Genomic DNA, 17226 nt, shown 5'->3' with positions numbered 1-17226 from the left:
ACATGGGGGAGTCGGGGATCGGCGCGGAGCTGCCGGGGGTGCACCTGCGCTGGCTGGCGCTCGACGAGCAGACGCTGGACGCCGAGCGGCTGCTGCCGCTGCTGAGCGACGAGGAGCGCGAGCGCTACGCCGGCACGGTCGCCGCGTCGGCGGCCGAGCGCTTCGTCTTCGGGCGGGTGCTCCTGCGGATGCTCGCGGCCGAGCTCACGGGGACGCGCGCGTCGGAGGTCCGGGTCGTCGCGTGCTGCCCGCGCTGCGGGGGCGCGCACGGCCGGCCGCGGCTGGAGGGACGCGGGATCGCGCTCGAGCTGCTGTCGGTGAGCATCGCGCACTGCGCGGGCGCCGTCGTGGTCGCGGCGAGCAGCGCCGGTGCGGTCGGCGTCGATGTGGAGCCGACGCTGGGCACGCCCGAGCGCGGGGAGCGGATCACGCGCATCGCCGGGGCGCCCTTCGCCACGGGCGGGATGCGCCCCGCCGACCCCGTCCTGCACTGGACCCGGATCGAGGCCGCACTGAAGGCGGACGGTCGCGGGCTCGAGCTCGACCCGCGCCGGGTGCACGTGCACGAGTCGCACCACGCGGCGGAGGCGCGGATCGACGGCGTCCGCTTCCGGCTGGCCGAGCCGCAGCTGGACCCCGCGCTGCGGGTCAGCGTCGCCCTCGGGCCGATGGGGGACGCGGGCGCCGGGCCCATCATCGGCTGGCGGCGCGAGCACGGCGACGCGCTCGCGGACTCGCTGGTGTCAGCGCCGGGACGGTAGCGGCGGCAGCTCCTCGTCGAGGAGCCAGGCGTCGAGCAGGTCGTCCACGCCCTCGCCGAGGACCTCGGTGCAGAGCTCGCGGAACTCCTCGTCGGTGACGGCGGCGGAGGCGTAGCGGGACGTCCACTCCCGCAGCAGCCGGAGGAAGGGCTCGTCGCCGACGGTGAGCCGCAGCGCATGCAGGGTGAGCGCGCCGCGCTTGTAGACGCGGTCGTCGAAGAGCGCGACCGGCCCCGGATCGGCGAGCACGAGATCCTGCGCCGCAGCCCGCAGCACCGCGTGGTGGCGGCGGGCGCAGGCGTCGGCGGTGGCGCGGCCCGACTCCTCCGACCACAGCCACTCCGCGTAGCAGGCGAACCCCTCGTTGAGCCAGATGTGGCGCCACCGGGCGATGCCCACGCTGTTGCCGAACCACTGGTGCGCGAGCTCGTGCGCGATGAGGCGCTCCGAGCCGCCGCGGCCGTCGGCGTGGTTGGCGCCGAACACCGCCATCGCCTGCGCCTCGAGCGGGATCTCCAGCTCGTCCGCCGTGACGACGACGCAGTAGCGGGCGAAGGGGTAGGGCCCGAACAGCCGCGTGAACAGGGCGAGCATGCGCTCGAGCGGAGCGAAGTCGTGCGCGACCCGAGCGGCCAGGGCGGCGGGGCGGGCGAGGGTCACCGCGACGCCGGCGAGCACGCGCTCCTCGATCGCGTAGCGGCCGATCTGCACCGAGGCGAGGTACGCGGCGCTGGGCTCGCGCTGCTCGTAGAGCCAGGTGCGGCGGCCGGAGCGGGCGCTCGAGTCGATGAGCACCCCGTTCGCGAGCACGGCGTAGCCCTCCTCGGCGGTGACGCGCAGGCGGTACGGAGCCTTCTCGGCGACGTCGTCGTTGCAGGGGAACCAGGTGGAGGATCCGGAGGGCTGCGAGGCGACGAGCACCCCGTCCTCCAGCTCCTCCCAGCCGAGCTCGCCCCAGTGGCTGGCGCGGGGGGCGGGGTGGCCGCTGTACTCGATCTCGACGTCGACGCTCTCGCCGGCGGCCAGCGGCTCGGCGGGGGACACCCGCAGCTTGTGCGGCGCCTGCTCGTGGCGGGCGCGGCGTCCGTCGATCCGGACGCGGGCCACGCGGAGCCGGGAGAGGTCGAGGGAGAACCGCCGGAGCGGCTGCAGCGCGACGATCCGCAGCACGGCCCGGCCGGCCAGGCGGTTCGAGGCGACGCGGTAGTCGAGGTCGAGGTCGTAGGACTCGACGCGGTAGCCGGTGTTCCCGATACCGGGGACGTAGGGGTCGCCGGCGGTCTCGAGCCCGGTCAGCGCGGGGCTCACGCGACGGGCGCGTGGTAGTCGGCGACGCGCACCTCGCGCCACGGGCCGATCGGGTTGCCGCTCCAGCGGCTGCCCGCGGGCACGAGCTCCCCCCGCATGACGAGCGAGGCCGGGCCGACCGTGCCGTGCTCGGCGATCCGCGCGGCGGGGAGGATCACGCTGTGCGGGCCCAGGGTGGCGCCGGCGTCGAGGCTCACGAGATCCATGCTCATGATTCGATCATGGAACAGGTGCGTCTGCACGACGCAGCCCCGGTTCACGGTCGCTCCGTCGCCGAGCGAGATCAGATCGGCCTCGGGGAGCCAGTAGCTCTCGCACCAGACGCCGCGTCCGATCCGGGCGCCGAGGCTCCGCAGCCACCAGACCAGCGCCGGAGTGCCCGCGGCGGCGTGGGCGAACCAGGGCGCGGCGACCATCTCGGTGAAGGCGTCGGCCAGCTCGCTCCGCCAGACGAACGAGGACCACAGCGGCTGCTCGCTCGGCTCGACCCGCTGGATCAGGATCCACTTCGCGGCGGTGGAGACGGCCGCGGCGACCGCCCCGGCGGCCAGCAGCACGACGCCTCCCACGAGCGCGGCGAGCACCGCCCCGAGCGTCTGGATCAGCGCGAGCAGTCCGGCTACCACGCCGAGGCCGATCGCGACCGAGACGACCACCGGGACGAAGCGGCCGAGTTCCCACGCGATGCGGGCCGCGCGGAGTCGGCGGGCCGGGCGGAAGGTGCGCGCCGACTCCGCCTCGACGACGGTGCGCCGCAGCCGCACGGGCGGTGAGCCCAGCCACGACGAGCCCGCCTTCGACTTGCGGGGCGCGGAGGAGAGGACGGCGACGAGTCCGCCGGCGGGCACGGTGTGGCCGGGCGCGGCCATGCCGGAGTTGCCGAGGAACGCGCGCTCGCCGATCTCGGCGCGGGCGAGCCGCATCCAGCCGCCGCCGAGCGCGTAGGAGGCGACGAGCGTGTCGTCGGCGAGGAACGCGCCGTCGCGGATGGTCGTCATCGCGGGCAGGAGCAGCACCGTCGAGGCCTCGACGTCGCGTCCGACCTTCGCGCCGAGGAGCCGCAGCCAGACCGGGGTGAACAGGCCCGAGTAGAGCGGGAAGAGCAGGACCCGCGCGGAGTCGAGCAGCCGCTTCGTCGACCAGACCTGCCAGCCGATCCGACCGCGCACGGGGTGGGTGCCGGGCTCGACGCCCCGGCCGAGCAGGCGCACCAGGACGACGACGAGAGCGGCGAGGACGACTCCGGAGACGGCGACGGCGGGCACGAGGGCGGCGAGAGCGGGCCCGAGCGCGGCGCCGAGGCCGGCCGAGCCGCGCACGGCGGCGGTCACGACGGCGAGCCCGGCCGCGAGGGCGAGGACCGGGACCGCCGCGAGGCCGACCGCGGACGCTCCGTACGCCCAGACCCAGCCCGGGCGGCGCGCCGGGCGCTCCGAGGGGAACCCGGCGTTCGCCCTGCCGAGCCGCTGGGCGGGGGATCCTCCCCAGCGCTGCCCGGCCGGCACCCGCCCGAAGACGGCCGATCCCGGCTCGATCTGCGCGTGCTTGCCGATCCGGGCGCCGGGGAGGAGCGTGCTGCGCGCGCCCACCGTGCTGCCGGCGCCGACCCGGACGGCACCGACGCGCAGGACGTCGCCGTCGATCCAGTAGCCGGAGAGGTCGACCTCGGGCTCGATCGCGGCGCCGCGCCCGAGCGTGAGCATCCCGGTCAGCGGAGGGAGGGAGTGCAGGTCGACGTCGTCGGCGATGCGGGCGCCGAGCGCGCGGGCGTAATAGGCGACCCAGGGCGCGCCCGCGAGGCTCACGGCCTTGAGCTGGAACGCGATCTGCTCGGCCAGCCAGAGCCGGAGGTGCACGCTCCCGCCGCGCGGGTGGTCTCCGGCTCGGATCCCGCGCAGCAGGGTGCGCGCGGCGAGGACGGTGAGCCCCATCCGCCCGAACGGCGTGAGGAAGAGCGCGAACGCGGGGATCAGCGCGGCGAGCGGAGCGGTGGGCAGCCAGCCGAACCCCGGCACCAGGTCGAGCACCGCGGTGACGGTGAGGATCGCAGTGACCCAGCGGGCGCTGCCGACCACGAGCAGCGGTGCGCCGAGGAGGGTCTGCAGCACGCGCATCCTGAGGGGGACCGGCGCGATGCGGTGAGCGGACACCTCCGCAGTGCCGGTCGAGCGGCTCTGGATCTCGGCGGCCATCGCCGCGAGACGCGGGTGGGCGTAGACGTCGGCGACCGTGAACTCGGGGTCGCGCTCGCGGATCCGCGCGACCAGCTGGGCGGCGGCGAGGGAGCCGCCGCCGAGGTCGAAGAAGTTCGCCCGCTCGTCGACCGGCACGCCGAGCACGTCGCGCCAGAGGGCGGCGAGCCACGCCTCCTCGGGGTCGAGGGAGGCGTCCTCGGTCGTGCCCACGGCGAGCGGCCAGGGGAGTGCGGCGCGGTCGACCTTGCCGGAGACGCGGGTCGGCAGCTCCTCGACCACGGCCAGCAGCGGCACGAGGGATGCGGGCAGCTCCTCACGCAGGCGGGCGAGCGCCGCGTCGCGGTCGAGCTCCCGGCCGCCGGCGAGGGCCAGGTAGCCGACGAGGACCTGGTTGCCGGCCGCCGTGGTGCGGACCGCGGCCGCCGCCCCCGAGACTCCGGGGAGCGCCTGCAGCGCCGCCTCGACCTCGCCGAGCTCGATCCGCCGACCGCCGAGCTTCACCTGGTCGTCCGCGCGCCCCTGGAAGATCAGGCCGGCGCTCTCGAAGCGCACCAGGTCGCCGGAGCGGTAGGCCCGCTCCCAGCCCAGGAGCGGTGCCGGCGCGTACTTCTCGGCGTCCTTGACCGGGTCGAGGTAGCGCGCGAGCCCGACCCCGCCGATGACCAGCTCGCCGACCTCGCCCTCGCCGACCCGCTGCCCGTCCGCGTCCACGACGGCGAGCCGCCAGCCGTCCAGCGGCAGCCCGATGCGCACCGGGGGAGGCCCGCCGAGGGGCGCGGCGCAGGCGACGACGGTGGCCTCGGTCGGCCCGTAGGTGTTCCAGACCTCGCGGCCCTCGACGGCCAGGCGCTCGCCGAGCTCCGGCGGGCACGCCTCGCCGCCGAAGATCAGCAGGCGGACGTTCTCGAGCGACTCCGCGGGCCAGAGCGCCGCGAGGGTCGGCACGGTCGAGACCACGGTGATGCCGTGCGTGGTCAGCCAGGGGCCGAGGTCCATGCCGCTGCGGACCAGCGAGCGGGGAGCGGGGACGAGGCAGGCGCCGTGCCGCCAGGCGAGCCACATCTCCTCGCAGGACGCGTCGAACGCGACCGAGAGACCGGCCAGCACCCGGTCCCCGGGGCCGAGCGGCTCCGCCTGGAGGAACAGGCGCGCCTCGGCGTCGACGAAGGCGGCGGCGGAGCGGTGGCTGACCGCCACTCCCTTGGGGGTTCCGGTGGAGCCGGAGGTGAAGATGATCCAGGCGTCGTCCTCGAGCGAGGGCGGCTGCAGCAGCGGGATCGACGCCGTGCTCGGGTGCGGCGCGCTCGCGGTGAACAGGCGCGCGGCCGGCTCGTCGGCGCCGGTGCGCTCGAAGCGGCCGGAGCCGGTGATCACGCCGCGGACGGCGGCCTCGCCGAAGACGAGGCGCGCCCGCTCCTCGGGGTCGTCCGCGTCCACCGGGACGTACGCGGCTCCCGCGGCGAGGACGGCCAGGATCGCGAGGTAGAGCTCGCGGGAGCCGCTGGGCATGCGGATCCCGACGCGGTCGCCGCGTCGGACCCCGGCGGCGGTGAGCTCGCCCGCGAGCTGTACCGTGCGGGCCAGCAGCTCCCGGTAGCTGAGCGCTCCGGCCGGGTCCTCCAGCGCGGAGGCGTCGGGGTGGCGCTCCGCGGTGTCGCGGAGGACGTCGACCAGCGTGCGGGGAGGAGGGGTGGCCGCTCCGGCGTCGAGCACGTCCTGGGGGCCGGCCGTCTCGGTCACGTCTCGTCTCCGTCCCGGCCGCGCGATCGGGAGCGCGGCGGCCGGGGCGACACCGTAGGGAGGCGGGGTGACGCGGAGGTGAACAGGCGGGGTCGGCCCGCCCTGCTCAGTGCGCCATCGGGAGCGGCGCGTCCGACTCCGCCGGGCGGCGGACGAAGAACGCGGCCACGATCGCGACCGTCGCGATCGACGCGCCCCACAGGAACGCGGAGTGGATGCCGCCGGCGTAGGAGGCGACCTCGTCGGCTCCGCCCTGGGCGAGCTCCGCCGACCGGATCGAGAGGACGGTGACGAACAGCGCCGTGCCCGCCGCGCCGCCCAGCTGCTGCACGGTGCCGATGATCGCGCTGCCGTGCGAGTAGAGCGAGGGGCGCACCGAGCCGAGGCCGGCGGTGAACAGCGGCGTGAAGACGAAGGCGAGGCCCAGGCTGAGGGTGACGTGCAGCGAGAGGACGAACCAGGGCGACGAGTCCGCCGCGAGCAGGGTGTACCCCCACAGTGCGCCGGCGACGACGATCGAGCCGGGCACGAGCAGCACGCGCGGGCCGAAGCGGTCGTATCCGCGGCCGACGAACGGCGCGAGCAGGCCCATCAGCAGGCCGCCGGGGAGCAGGAGCAGCCCGGTCTCCAGCGGTGTGAGGCCCAGCACGTTCTGCGTGTAGAGGGGCAGCAGGATCAGCGTGCCGAAGAGCGCCGACATGCTGACCGCCATCATCGCGATGACGATGGTGAAGTTCGCGGAGGAGAAGGTCCGGAGGTCCAGCAGGGCCCGGTCGGTGCGCTGCAGCAGGAGCTGGCGCGCGATGAAGCCCGCGAGGCCGAGGCCCGCGACGACGAACGGGATCCACGGCGCGACGACCGCGGCTCCGCCCTCGCCGAGGCTCGACAGGCCGTAGACGAGGCCGCCGAAGCCGAAGACCGAGAGGACGACCGAGAGCGAGTCGATCGGGATGGAGCGGGGCTCGGTGACGTTCTCGACCTTGCGCAGGCCCAGGAGCAGCGCGCCGATCGCGATCGTCAGCACGATCCAGAACATCCAGCGCCAGCCGAGGAAGTTGAGGATGACGCCCGAGATCGTCGGTCCGACGGCCGGAGCCACCGAGATGACGATCGAGATGTTGCCCATCATCCGGCCGCGGATCGCCGGGGGCACCAGCGTCATCACGGTCGTCATCAGCAGCGGCATCATGATGGCCGTGCCGCCGGCCTGCACCACGCGGGCCGCCAGGAGGACCGCGAAGGTCGGGGCGAGCGCGGCGGTGAGGGTGCCGAGGCTGAAGAGGATCATTGCGGCGGCGAAGAGCGTGCGGGTGTGCAGCCGCTGGATCAGGTAGCCCGTGATCGGGATGACGACGGCCATCGTGAGCATGAAGGCGGTCGAGAGCCACTGGCCCACGTGCGCCTCGACGTCGAAGTCGCGCATGAGGTCGGGCAGCGCCACGCTCATGATCGTCTCGTTGAGGATCACGACGAACGCCGACACCAGCAGGAGGCTGATGACCAGGCGGCTGCGCGGCTCGAGGGTCGTGGCGGCGGCGGGTGCGGCGGGCCGCGCGGCGGGAAGGGTGCTGCGCTCGGTCACAGGTGTTCTCCGGTCGTGAGGGGGATCGGTGTGAGGGGCGCATCGACGGCTCGACTCGCGGGCGCGGATGCGGGGTAGGGAGGGAGAACAGCGGCGGACGCCCCGGACATTCCCGATCGACGGGGATCCGCTGTGAGAGGTCTCAGGCGAGGACCGCGGAGAGCGCGGAGGACGCGGCCTCGGCCTCCTCGAGCGTGGCGCCCTCGCCGAAGCTGAACCGCACGGCGGTCCGGGCGACGTCGGGGTCGAGGCCGAGGGCCAGCAGCGCGGGCGAGGGCTCGTCGCGCCCGGCGGCGCACGCCGAGCCGCTCGAGACGACGACGCCGCGCTCCTCCAGCTCGAGGAGCGTCGACTCGCCGCTGCGCCCGGGGACGGCGTACGCGGCGATCGAGGGGAGCCGGTGCGCCGCGGAGCCCAGCGGCACGGCCCGGGGCGCCAGGGCCGCGACCCGCTCGGCGAACGCGTCCCGGACCGCTCCGACCCGCGCCGCGCGGTCCGGATCGAGCAGGCGCACCGCGGTGCCGAGCGCGACCGCGAAGGCCACGTTCTCGGTGCCCGAGCGCCGCTCCCGCTCCTGGCCGCCGCCGTGCAGCAGGGGCTCGAACGGGAGCCGGCTGCGCAGCAGCAGCGCCCCCACGCCCTTCGGCGCCCCGAGCTTGTGCCCCGAGACCGAGACCGCGTCGGCGCCCCAGCCCGCGACGTCCAGCCAGCCGGCGGCCTGGACGGCGTCCACGTGCAGCGGCACGCCGCGCGATCGGCAGAGCGCCGCTATCGCCGGAACGTCCTGCACCGTCCCGATCTCGTTGCTCGCCGCGAGCACCGAGACCAGCGCGGTGTCCGGCCGGACCAGCGCGGCGAGCGCGTCGAGGTCGAGCAGGCCGGTCGCGTCGACGGGGGCCGTCGACACCTCGAAGCCGTGCAGGCGCCGGAGGTGGTCGGCCGACTCGACGGTCGCCTCGTGCTCGAGCGCCGAGATCACCAGGTGCCGTCCGCGCGGCGATCCCAGCGCGAGGCCCTTGACCGCCGTGTTGATCGACTCCGTGCCGCCGGAGGTGAAGAGCGTCTCGGAGGCGCGGCCGCCGAGGAAGCGGGCCACGTGAGCGCGCGCCGCCTCCAGCGCGCGCGCCGCGGCGTCGCCGAGCGAGTGGCTGCTCGACGGATTGCCGTACTCGGCGGTGAGGAACGGCCACATGGCCTCCAGCACCTCGCGGCGCACGGGCGAGGTCGCGGCGTGGTCGAGGTAGATCACTCGACTGCGATGTCCAGGCCGAGGTCGAGCGAGCGGACGCTGTGGGTGAGCGCGCCGACGGAGATCACGTCGACTCCCGCCTCCGCGATCGCGCGCACGGTCGTGAGGTCGACGCCGCCGCTCGCCTCGACCACGGCCCGCCCGCCGATGAGGGCGACGCCCTGGCGGAGCAGCTCGGGGGTGAAGTTGTCGAGCATGATCGTGTCCGCGCCTCCCGCCAGCGCGGGCTCGATCTGGTCGAGCCGGTCGACCTCGACCTCGAGGTGCGCCGTGTGCGGGATCGAGGCGCGCGCCGCCCGCAGGGCCGCGGTCAGGTCGATCCCGCGCGCGGCGAGCACCGCGAGGTGGTTGTCCTTCGCCAGCACCGCGTCCGAGAGCGAGAAGCGGTGGTTGCGGCCGCCGCCGCTGCGGACGGCGTGCCTCTCGAGCGCGCGCAGGCCCGGCGTGGTCTTGCGGGTGTCGACGATGCGGGCGCGCGTCCCCTCCACCGCGGCGACGTACTGCGCCGTCAGGGTGGCGATGCCGCTCATCCGCTGCACGAGGTTGAGCGCGACGCGCTCGCCGCGGAGCACGCCGCCCGCGGGGCCCTCGATCCGGGCGAGGGTCTGCCCGGCCTCGAAGACCGCGCCGTCCTCCACGAGCACCGAGCAGCGGATCCGGGAGTCGACCTGCCGCATCGTGCCGACGAGGACGGCGCCGCCGCTGAAGACGCCGGGCTCGCGGGCCACGAGGGCGGCGCTCGCGGTGGCGTCCGCGGGGAGGAGGGTGTCGGAGGTCAGGTCGCCCCAGGGCGCGTCCTCCTCGAGGGCGAGGGTGACGACGCGGTCGATGCTCTGGCGGGTCAGCACGGAAGGGCCGCCTCTCTGGTGGGGGCGGCGGCGCTCGCCGTCGCGGGGTCGGGGGAGTCGGTGCGGTGGTGGGCGCCGACGGAGTGCGTGCGCGCGAGCGCGGCGTCGATGAGAGCGAGGGCGCAGGTCAGCAGGTTCGCGTCCTCGAGCGTCTTCAGTCCGAGCGGAGCGGGCGTGGCGGAGGCGACGAGTGCGTCGCGCGCCGCTGTGAGCCCCGCCGCGTCCCGGGAGAGGCCGGCTCCCGCCCACATCGCGTCCTGGAGAGCGGTGCGGTCGAGCGTCATCGGGACGACGGCGCGGGGAGGGGCGACCGGGCCCCCGCTCCACGGGAGGGAGTCGAGGGCGAGCGCCGCGCGGCGCGCGAACACGACGCCCTCGAGCAGGCTGTTGGAGGCGAGGCGGTTCGCGCCGTGGACGCCGGTGCGGGCGACCTCGCCGACCGCGAGCAGCCCGGGGAGGCTGGTGCGCCCGTCCAGGTCGGTCGCGATCCCGCCCATCCAGTAGTGCGCGGCCGGAGTCACGGGCAGCAGGTCGTCGGCGAGCGAGAGCCCGTTCTCGCGGCAGGCCGCCGAGATCGTCGGGAACCTCTTCGCCAGCACCTCGGAGTCGATCGCCCGGGCGTCCAGGTGCACGGGCAGTCCGCCCTGCAGCCGCATCCGCTCCGCGATCGCGCGCGCCACGACGTCACGCGGCGCCAGCTCGGCCTCGGGGTGCACCCCGGCCAGGAACCGCTCGCCCGCGGCGTCGCGCAGCACCGCGCCCTCGCCGCGCACCGCCTCCGAGACGAGGAAGCCGCCCGGCAGCGCGAGCGTGGTCGGGTGGAACTGGTAGAACTCCAGGTCCGCCGTCTCCGCTCCTGCCCGCAGGGCGGCGGCGAGCCCGTCCCCGGTCGCGACGGACGGATTGGTGGTGTGCCGGTAGAGCTGCCCGGCGCCTCCGGTGGCCAGCACGACCGCGTCGGCCGCCAGGCGCTCGAGCACGCCGTCGTGCAGGACGTCGGCGCCCGTGACCGAGCCGCCCTCCCGCACCAGGTCGACCAGGGCGGCGTGCTCGCGCACCTCGACGGACGAGCCCCGCACCGCCGCCACGAGCGCGGCCTCGATCGCGGCGCCCGTCGCGTCGCCGCCGGCGTGCAGGATCCGCGGACGCGAGTGGGCGCCCTCGAGTCCCCGCGCCAGCTCGCCGCCCTCGCGGTCGAAGCCGACGCCCCACTCCTGCAGCACCGCGACCGCCTCCGGCCCCTCGGCGCAGAGCACCTCGACCGCCGAGCGCACGGCGAGGCCCGCACCGGCGGTGAGCGTGTCCTCCACGTGCAGCGCCACGGAGTCGCCCGGCGCCGTGACCGCGGCGATCCCGCCCTGCGCGGCGCGCGTCGACGACTCCGCCAGCGCGCCCTTGGTGACGAGCAGCACCTCGTGGCGGCGCTGCGCCGTCAGCGCGGCGACCAGCCCGGCGATGCCGCTGCCGACGACGACGACCCGCGCCATGTCAGACCGCCGCCGGCCCGGCGGGCGGAACGGCCGCGAGCATCCGCTCGAGGGCGATGCGCGCCTCGGCCTGCACCGACTCCGCGACCTCGATCCGGTTGAGCACCGTCCCCGCGACCAGTCCCTCGAGCACCCAGGCGAGGTAGCCGGGGTGGATGCGGTACATGGTCGAGCAGGGGCAGACCACGTCGTCGAGGCAGAAGATCGTGTGCTGCGGGTACTGGACGGCGAGGCGCTGCACCAGGTTGATCTCGGTGCCGATCGCGAAGGTCGATCCCGCGGGTGCCGCCTGGATCGCCTTCACGATGTAGTCGGTCGAGCCGTACTCGTCGGCCGCGTCGACGACCGCCATCGGGCACTCCGGGTGCACGATCACGCGCACGCCCGGGTGCTCGGCGCGCGCCTTCGCGATCTGGGCCGTCGTGAAGCGCTTGTGCACCGAGCAGAAGCCGTGCCAGAGGATCACCTGCGCGTCCAGGAGCGTCGCAGTGTCGGAGCCGCCCTGCGGCTTGCGCGGGTTCCACATCGGCATCCGCTCCAGCGGCACGCCCATCGCCTTGGCGGTGTTGCGGCCGAGGTGCTGGTCGGGGAAGAACAGCACCCGCTGCCCGCGCGCGAACGCGTCCTCGAGAACGGTCGCCGCGTTCGAGGAGGTGCAGACCACGCCTCCGTTGCGGCCGCAGAACGCCTTCAGCGCGGCCGAGGAGTTCATGTACGTGACCGGGACGAGCGGCACGCGGCCGTCGGCGTCCGGCTCGGTGCCGTAGAGCTCGGTGAGCTCGGCCCAGGCGTCCTCGACGGAGTCGATGTCGGCCATGTCCGCCATCGAGCAGCCGGCCGCCAGGTTCGGGAGGATCACGGCCTGCTCCGGTCCGGAGAGGATGTCGGCCGTCTCCGCCATGAAGTGCACGCCGCAGAAGACGATGGCCTCGGCGTCGGGCCGGCTCGTCGCCGCCTTCGCCAGCTGGAACGAGTCGCCCACGTAGTCGGCGTACTGCACCACCTCGTCCCGCTGGTAGAAGTGCCCGAGCACGACGACCCGCTCGCCGAGCGTCTCCTTCGCCGCGAGGATGCGGTGGTGCAGCTCGTCGGCGCTCGCCGTCGTGTACTCCTCCGGCAGACGTCCCTGGACCGGGGCGTCGGCCGGGATCGGGTCGGCCTGGGAGGCGCCGGGCCCGTAGGCGGGCAGGCCGAGGTCGAACGACCAGGGGGCCTCCGCGAGCTCGGGCGCGCAGGTGGCGCCGGGCGCGGAGCCGCCCTCGATGAGCCGGATGGTGCTGTCGACGGATGTCACGGTGTTCTCCTCGTGAGGCGGGTGGGGGAGTCGGGCGGCGCGCTCAGACGGGCAGCGGGCCGTTGTCGGCGAGCGCCGCCGACTCGTCGTAGCGGTAGAGGCGCGGGGGACGGTGGCGGGTGCCCGTCAGGCGCTCCCCGGTGGGCACCACGGTGCCGGAGCTCTCGATCGTCCGGCGGAAGTTGGCCGGGTCGAGGGGCTTCTGCAGGACGGCCTCGTGGACCTCCCGCAGCTGGGACAGGGTGAAGGCGCCGCCGAGGAAGGCCTGCGCGATGCGGGAGTACTCCATCTTGTTGCGCAGGCGCCAGAGGGCGTAGTCGACGATCAGTCCGTGGTCGAAGGCGAGCTCGAGCGGCAGATCGGTGCAGAGCCAGGCGACGTTCTCTCCCACGATGGCCTCGTCGGCCTCGGCGGAGCGCACGAGCGCCCAGTAGACGATCGACACGACGCGGTCCTCGCCGGGGGAGCGGTCGGTGCCGCCGACGGCGTAGAGCTGCTCGAGGTAGCGCGGAGCCAGGCCCGTGGTCTCGCGGAGAGTGCGGCGGGCCGACTCGGCGAGATCCTCGTCCGGATGCAGCGGTCCGCCGGGCAGTGCCCAGAGTCCCTCGAACGGCTCGCGGATGCGCCGGACGACGGGGATCCAGACGGTGCTCGCTCCGGTCTCCGGGTGCGGCCGCAGGGCGAAGATCACCGTCGACACGGCGAGCTGCACGTCCGGCATCCGATGCCCCCTACTAAGAGTCGCACCGACTGTAAGTGCTGGGATCACCTTAGTGTCACCAACACCTGAACACCTAGCGGGAGAAGCGACACGCCGCTAAGGGCCCGCCCCGCCCGCTAGGCTGACCGCACAACCGAATACCGGGCCGCAATACGCGACGCGGGAGAGCCGACTCCGGTCGGCACCGAAGGAGCAAGCCTCCCCGCCAATCTCTCAGGTCTTGTACCGCGTCGAACTGGCCACTCTGGAAAGCGATCCGCTCGGATCCGCCCATGGTGAAAGCGCTCGACCCCTCGGGGCGGCGCGAATCTCTCAGGCTCCACGACAGAGGGGGAGTTCCCACGGCACTGCTGTGCTCTGCCGCGAACGCGGCGCGAGTCCAGCACTGCGACGAAATGGAGAACTCATGTCCGAGACCCCGACGACCAGCCCCGAAGCCCGCTACTCGCCCCTGCACGAGGTGCACGTCGCCGCCGGCGCGTCCTTCACCGACTTCGCCGGGTGGCAGATGCCGGTCCGCTACTCCGGCGATCTCGCCGAGCACCACGCCGTGCGCACCGCCGCCGGCCTCTTCGACCTCTCGCACATGGCCGAGATCCTCGTCGTCGGCCCCGAGGCGGTCGACGCCCTCGACTACGCGCTGGCGAGCGACATCTCGGCCGTCGCCGCCGGCCGCGCGAAGTACACCCTCCTCCTGGAGCGCACGGGCGGCGTGATCGACGACCTCGTCGTCTACCGCACGGGCGAGGACCGCTTCATGGTCGTCGCGAACGCGGCCAACCGGCACATCGTCGTCGAGACGCTCCGCGACCGCACCGCGATGTTCGAGTGCGAGCTGTTCGACGAGAGCGACGACGTCGCCCTCATCGCGCTGCAGGGCCCGCGCTCGCTCGAGATCCTGCAGAACGTCCAGGGCCTCGCCGTCGAGACCGAGCGGGGAGCGGAGTCGGTGCTCGACACGGACGACGCCGCCCGCCTGCTCGCGGAGCTGCGCTACTACCGCGCCGTGCCCGCGACCTTCGAGGCGCACCCGATCCTGATCGCGCGCACCGGGTACACAGGCGAGGACGGCTTCGAGATCTACGTCTCGCCCGACTCCGCTCCCGCGCTCTGGCAGGCTCTCGCCGAGACCGGCGCCGGAGCGGGCCTCGTCCCCGCCGGCCTCGCCGCCCGCGACACCCTCCGCCTCGAGGCGGGCATGCCGCTCTACGGCCACGAGCTCTCCCGCGACGTCTTCCCCGCACAGGCCGGCCTCGGCCGCGTCGTCGCCTTCGGGAAGCCGATCGACTTCGTCGGCCGCGCGGCCAGCGAGGAGGGTCCCTCCGGAGAAGCTCCTGTGCTCGTCGGGCTCGTCGGCGAGGGCCGCCGCGCCGCCCGCGCCGACTACACCGTCCTCTCCGGCGACGACGAGGTCGGAGTGGTCACCAGCGGCGTCCTCTCGCCGACCCTGGGCGTCCCGATCGCGATGGCCTACGTCGCCCCCGCCTCCGCGCAGCCCGGGACGGCGCTCGCCGTCGACATCCGCGGCACGCGCCTCCCGATGACCGTCACCGAGCTCCCCTTCTACTCGAGAAAGAAGAACTGACATGGCCGTGCCCACCGAGCTGCAGTACACCTCCGACCACGAGTGGATCCGGGTCGACGGAGAGGTCGCGACCGTCGGCATCACCGCCTACGCCGCCGACAAGCTGGGCGACGTCGTCTTCGTCGAGCTCCCCGAGGCGGGAGCCCGCGTCGAGGGCGGCAGCGTCGTCGGCGAGATCGAGTCGACCAAGTCGGTGGGCGAGCTGTTCGCCCCCGTCGACGGCGAGGTCCTCGAGGCCAACACGGCCGTCGTCGACAGCCCCGAGCTCGTCAACTCCGATCCGTTCGGCGAGGGGTGGCTGATCCGGGTCCGCTTCGACGCCCTGCCCGACGGCCTCCTCGACTCCGCCGCCTACACCGAGCTGGTCGGCGAGTAGATGGCGGCCACCAGGACCCCCGGCGCCTTCGAGTCCCGCCACATCGGGACCGACGCCGACGCGCAGCGCACCATGCTCGCGGCTCTCGGCTACGACTCCGTGGAGGAGCTCGTCACCGCCGCCGTCCCCGAGTCGATCCAGGTCCGCGACCTCCCGCGGGTGCTGCCCGCTCCGGCCACCGAGACGGAGGCGCTCGCCGAGCTGCGCGCCCTCGCCGCGAAGAACACGGTGCGTCGGCCGATGATCGGCCTCGGCTACTACGGCACGCACACCCCCGCCGTGATCAAGCGCAACGTGCTCGAGAACCCCAGCTGGTACACGGCCTACACGCCGTACCAGCCCGAGATCTCGCAGGGGCGCCTGGAGGCGCTGATCAACTTCCAGACGATGGTCTCCGACCTCACCGGCCTCGACACGGCCGGCGCGTCGATGCTCGACGAGGGCACCGCCGTCGTCGAGGCGATGCTGCTCGCGCGCCGCGCCTCGAAGGCGCGCACCGACGTCTTCGTCGTCGACTCCGACGCTCTCCCGCAGACCCTCGCGCTGCTGCGCGGCCGCGCGGAGGCCGTCGGCATCCGCATCGTCGAGCTCCCTCTCTCGCGCACCGCCGCGGAGGAGGTGCCGGAGTGCTTCGGCGCCCTCGTGCAGTACCCCGGCGCGTCCGGGCACCTCTGGGACCCGTCGGCGGTGCTCGCCGCGGTGAAGGCCCACGGCGGCCTGGCCGTCGTCGCCGCCGACCTGCTCGCGCTGACCCTGGTGCGCTCGCCGGGCGAGCTCGGCGCGGACGTCGCGGTCGGCACCACGCAGCGCTTCGGCGTCCCGCTGGGCTTCGGAGGACCGCACGCCGGCTACCTCGCCGTCCGCAAGGGACTCGAGCGCCAGCTGCCCGGCCGCCTCGTCGGCGTCAGCCAGGACGCGGACGGCCACCCCGCCTACCGCCTGTCCCTCCAGGCCCGCGAGCAGCACATCCGCCGCGAGAAGGCGACCTCGAACATCTGCACCGCGCAGGTCCTCCTGGCCGTCATGGCGGCGATGTACGCGGTCTACCACGGGCCGGACGGGCTCGCCGCGATCGCCGAGCGCGTGCACGGCCGGGCCGCGCTCCTCGCGCGCCTCCTCCTCGACCGGGGCCACTCCCTCCGGCACGCCGACTTCTTCGACACCGTCTCGGTCGTCGTGCCCGGCGGTGCGGAGGCGGCGGTCGCCCGCGCCCGCGAGGCCGGCTTCGACGTGCGCCTGGTCGACGCCGACACGGTCTCGGTGTCGATCGACGAGACGGTCACCGACCTCGAGGTGATCGCCGTCGCGTCCGCCGTCGGGCAGCTGGACTCGTCGTTCGGCTTCCTCGGCGGCTCCGCGCGGAGCATCCCCGCCGAGCTCGACCGCCGCACGCCCTTCCTCGTGCACCCGGTCTTCAGCAGCCACCACAGCGAGACCTCGATGATGCGCTACCTCAAGCGCCTCGCCGACTCGGACTACGCGCTGGACCGCGGCATGATCCCGCTCGGCTCCTGCACCATGAAGCTCAACGCCGCCACCGAGATGGAGGCGGTCAGCTGGCCCGAGTTCGCGGACCTGCACCCGTTCGCCCCCGAGGCGGACGTGCAGGGCTCCCTGGCGCTGATCGACCAGCTGGAGGGGTGGCTCGCCCACCTCACCGGCTACGACTCCGTGTCGCTCCAGCCCAACGCCGGCTCGCAGGGCGAGCTCGCGGGCCTGCTGGCGATCCGCGGCTGGCACCGGTCGAACGGCGACGAGGACCGCACGGTCTGCCTGATCCCCTCGAGCGCCCACGGCACCAACGCCGCGAGCGCGGTCCTCGCCGGCATGCGCGTCGTCGTCGTGGCCTGCGACGAGCTCGGCAACGTCGACCTGGACGACCTCCGGGCGAAGATCGCCGAGCACGCGGGCTCCCTCGCCGCGCTGATGATCACCTACCCGTCGACCCACGGCGTCTACGAGCACGAGGTCGCCGAGATCTGCCGCCTCGTCCACGAGGCCGGCGGACAGGTGTACGTGGACGGCGCGAACCTCAACGCGCTCCTCGGCTTCGCCCGCTTCGGAGACTTCGGCGGCGACG

Annotated in this window: 12 protein-coding genes and 1 riboswitch; of the genes, 4 read left to right on the top strand and 8 right to left on the bottom strand. The window is 74.4% G+C overall.

Annotated features, from left to right (window positions below; all coding sequences use genetic code 11):
* Positions 1–2 precede the first annotated feature (2 nt).
* Positions 3–761 (top strand): 4'-phosphopantetheinyl transferase superfamily protein, encoded by a 759-nt coding sequence (locus tag C5D04_RS03985; RefSeq protein ID WP_104222962.1) that lies wholly within the window; start codon positions 3–5, stop codon positions 759–761.
* On the opposite strand, the gene C5D04_RS03980 is transcribed toward C5D04_RS03985, so the two are convergent.
* The 8 genes from C5D04_RS03980 to C5D04_RS03945 form a co-directional block, all read right to left on the bottom strand.
* Positions 744–2069, bottom strand: a complete 1326-nt coding sequence (locus C5D04_RS03980; RefSeq protein WP_258068095.1) for a M1 family metallopeptidase — start codon at positions 2067–2069, stop codon at positions 744–746. The genes C5D04_RS03985 and C5D04_RS03980 overlap by 18 nt on opposite strands.
* Complete coding sequence (locus C5D04_RS03975) at positions 2066–6004, bottom strand: Pls/PosA family non-ribosomal peptide synthetase (protein WP_258068824.1); 3939 nt, start codon at positions 6002–6004, stop codon at positions 2066–2068. The genes C5D04_RS03980 and C5D04_RS03975 overlap by 4 nt, the downstream gene beginning before the upstream one ends.
* A gap of 106 nt (positions 6005–6110) precedes the next feature.
* Positions 6111–7586: a DHA2 family efflux MFS transporter permease subunit gene (locus tag C5D04_RS03970; RefSeq protein WP_104347270.1), complete on the bottom strand. Its 1476-nt coding sequence runs from the start codon at positions 7584–7586 to the stop codon at positions 6111–6113.
* 142 nt (positions 7587–7728) lie between these two features.
* On the bottom strand, positions 7729–8835 hold the full coding sequence (locus C5D04_RS03965; protein ID WP_104347269.1) for a cysteine desulfurase family protein: 1107 nt from the start codon (positions 8833–8835) through the stop codon (positions 7729–7731).
* Complete coding sequence (nadC, locus tag C5D04_RS03960; RefSeq protein ID WP_104237538.1) at positions 8832–9683, bottom strand: carboxylating nicotinate-nucleotide diphosphorylase; 852 nt, start codon at positions 9681–9683, stop codon at positions 8832–8834. Before nadC ends, C5D04_RS03965 begins: the two co-directional genes overlap by 4 nt.
* The gene (gene nadB, locus C5D04_RS03955) at positions 9677–11170 is read right to left on the bottom strand and encodes an L-aspartate oxidase (RefSeq protein WP_104347268.1); all 1494 of its coding nucleotides are present in this window, start codon (positions 11168–11170) and stop codon (positions 9677–9679) included. Before nadB ends, nadC begins: the two co-directional genes overlap by 7 nt.
* 1 nt (position 11171) lies before the next feature.
* Positions 11172–12464 carry a quinolinate synthase NadA gene (gene nadA, locus C5D04_RS03950; RefSeq protein ID WP_104222968.1) on the bottom strand — a complete coding sequence of 431 codons (1293 nt, stop codon included), beginning with the start codon at positions 12462–12464 and terminating at the stop codon, positions 11172–11174.
* Between the two features lie 43 nt (positions 12465–12507).
* Positions 12508–13185 carry an NUDIX domain-containing protein gene (locus C5D04_RS03945; RefSeq protein WP_104291543.1) on the bottom strand — a complete coding sequence of 226 codons (678 nt, stop codon included), beginning with the start codon at positions 13183–13185 and terminating at the stop codon, positions 12508–12510.
* Positions 13186–13335: 150 nt separating this feature from the next.
* Positions 13336–13423, top strand: a riboswitch (glycine riboswitch).
* 168 nt (positions 13424–13591) lie between these two features.
* Here C5D04_RS03945 and gcvT point away from each other — a divergent pair.
* The 3 genes from gcvT to gcvP all read left to right on the top strand — a co-directional run.
* Positions 13592–14770: a glycine cleavage system aminomethyltransferase GcvT gene (gene gcvT, locus C5D04_RS03940; protein ID WP_104294979.1), complete on the top strand. Its 1179-nt coding sequence runs from the start codon at positions 13592–13594 to the stop codon at positions 14768–14770.
* 1 nt (position 14771) lies between these two features.
* On the top strand, positions 14772–15146 hold the full coding sequence (gene gcvH, locus C5D04_RS03935; protein ID WP_104237541.1) for a glycine cleavage system protein GcvH: 375 nt from the start codon (positions 14772–14774) through the stop codon (positions 15144–15146).
* Positions 15147–17226 (top strand): aminomethyl-transferring glycine dehydrogenase (gene gcvP, locus C5D04_RS03930; RefSeq protein ID WP_104347267.1); only part of this gene is annotated, 2080 nt, incomplete at its 3' end.

The organism is Rathayibacter sp. AY1D2 (assembly GCF_002932695.1).
Lineage (GTDB): Bacteria > Actinomycetota > Actinomycetes > Actinomycetales > Microbacteriaceae > Rathayibacter.
Note: the sequence above shows the minus strand (reverse complement) of the source record. Positions and strands in the feature narration are given on the sequence as shown.

Excerpts from the sequence above, each read along its gene's own strand:
- nadB (WP_104347268.1), bottom strand. The coding sequence starts at position 11,170 with ATGGCGCGGGTCGTCGTCGTCGGCAGCGGCATCGCCGGGCTGGTCGCC.
- C5D04_RS03945 (WP_104291543.1), bottom strand. The coding sequence starts at position 13,185 with ATGCCGGACGTGCAGCTCGCCGTGTCGACGGTGATCTTCGCCCTGCGG.
- C5D04_RS03985 (WP_104222962.1), top strand. The coding sequence starts at position 3 with ATGGGGGAGTCGGGGATCGGCGCGGAGCTGCCGGGGGTGCACCTGCGC.
- gcvT (WP_104294979.1), top strand. The coding sequence starts at position 13,592 with ATGTCCGAGACCCCGACGACCAGCCCCGAAGCCCGCTACTCGCCCCTG.
- gcvH (WP_104237541.1), top strand. The coding sequence starts at position 14,772 with ATGGCCGTGCCCACCGAGCTGCAGTACACCTCCGACCACGAGTGGATC.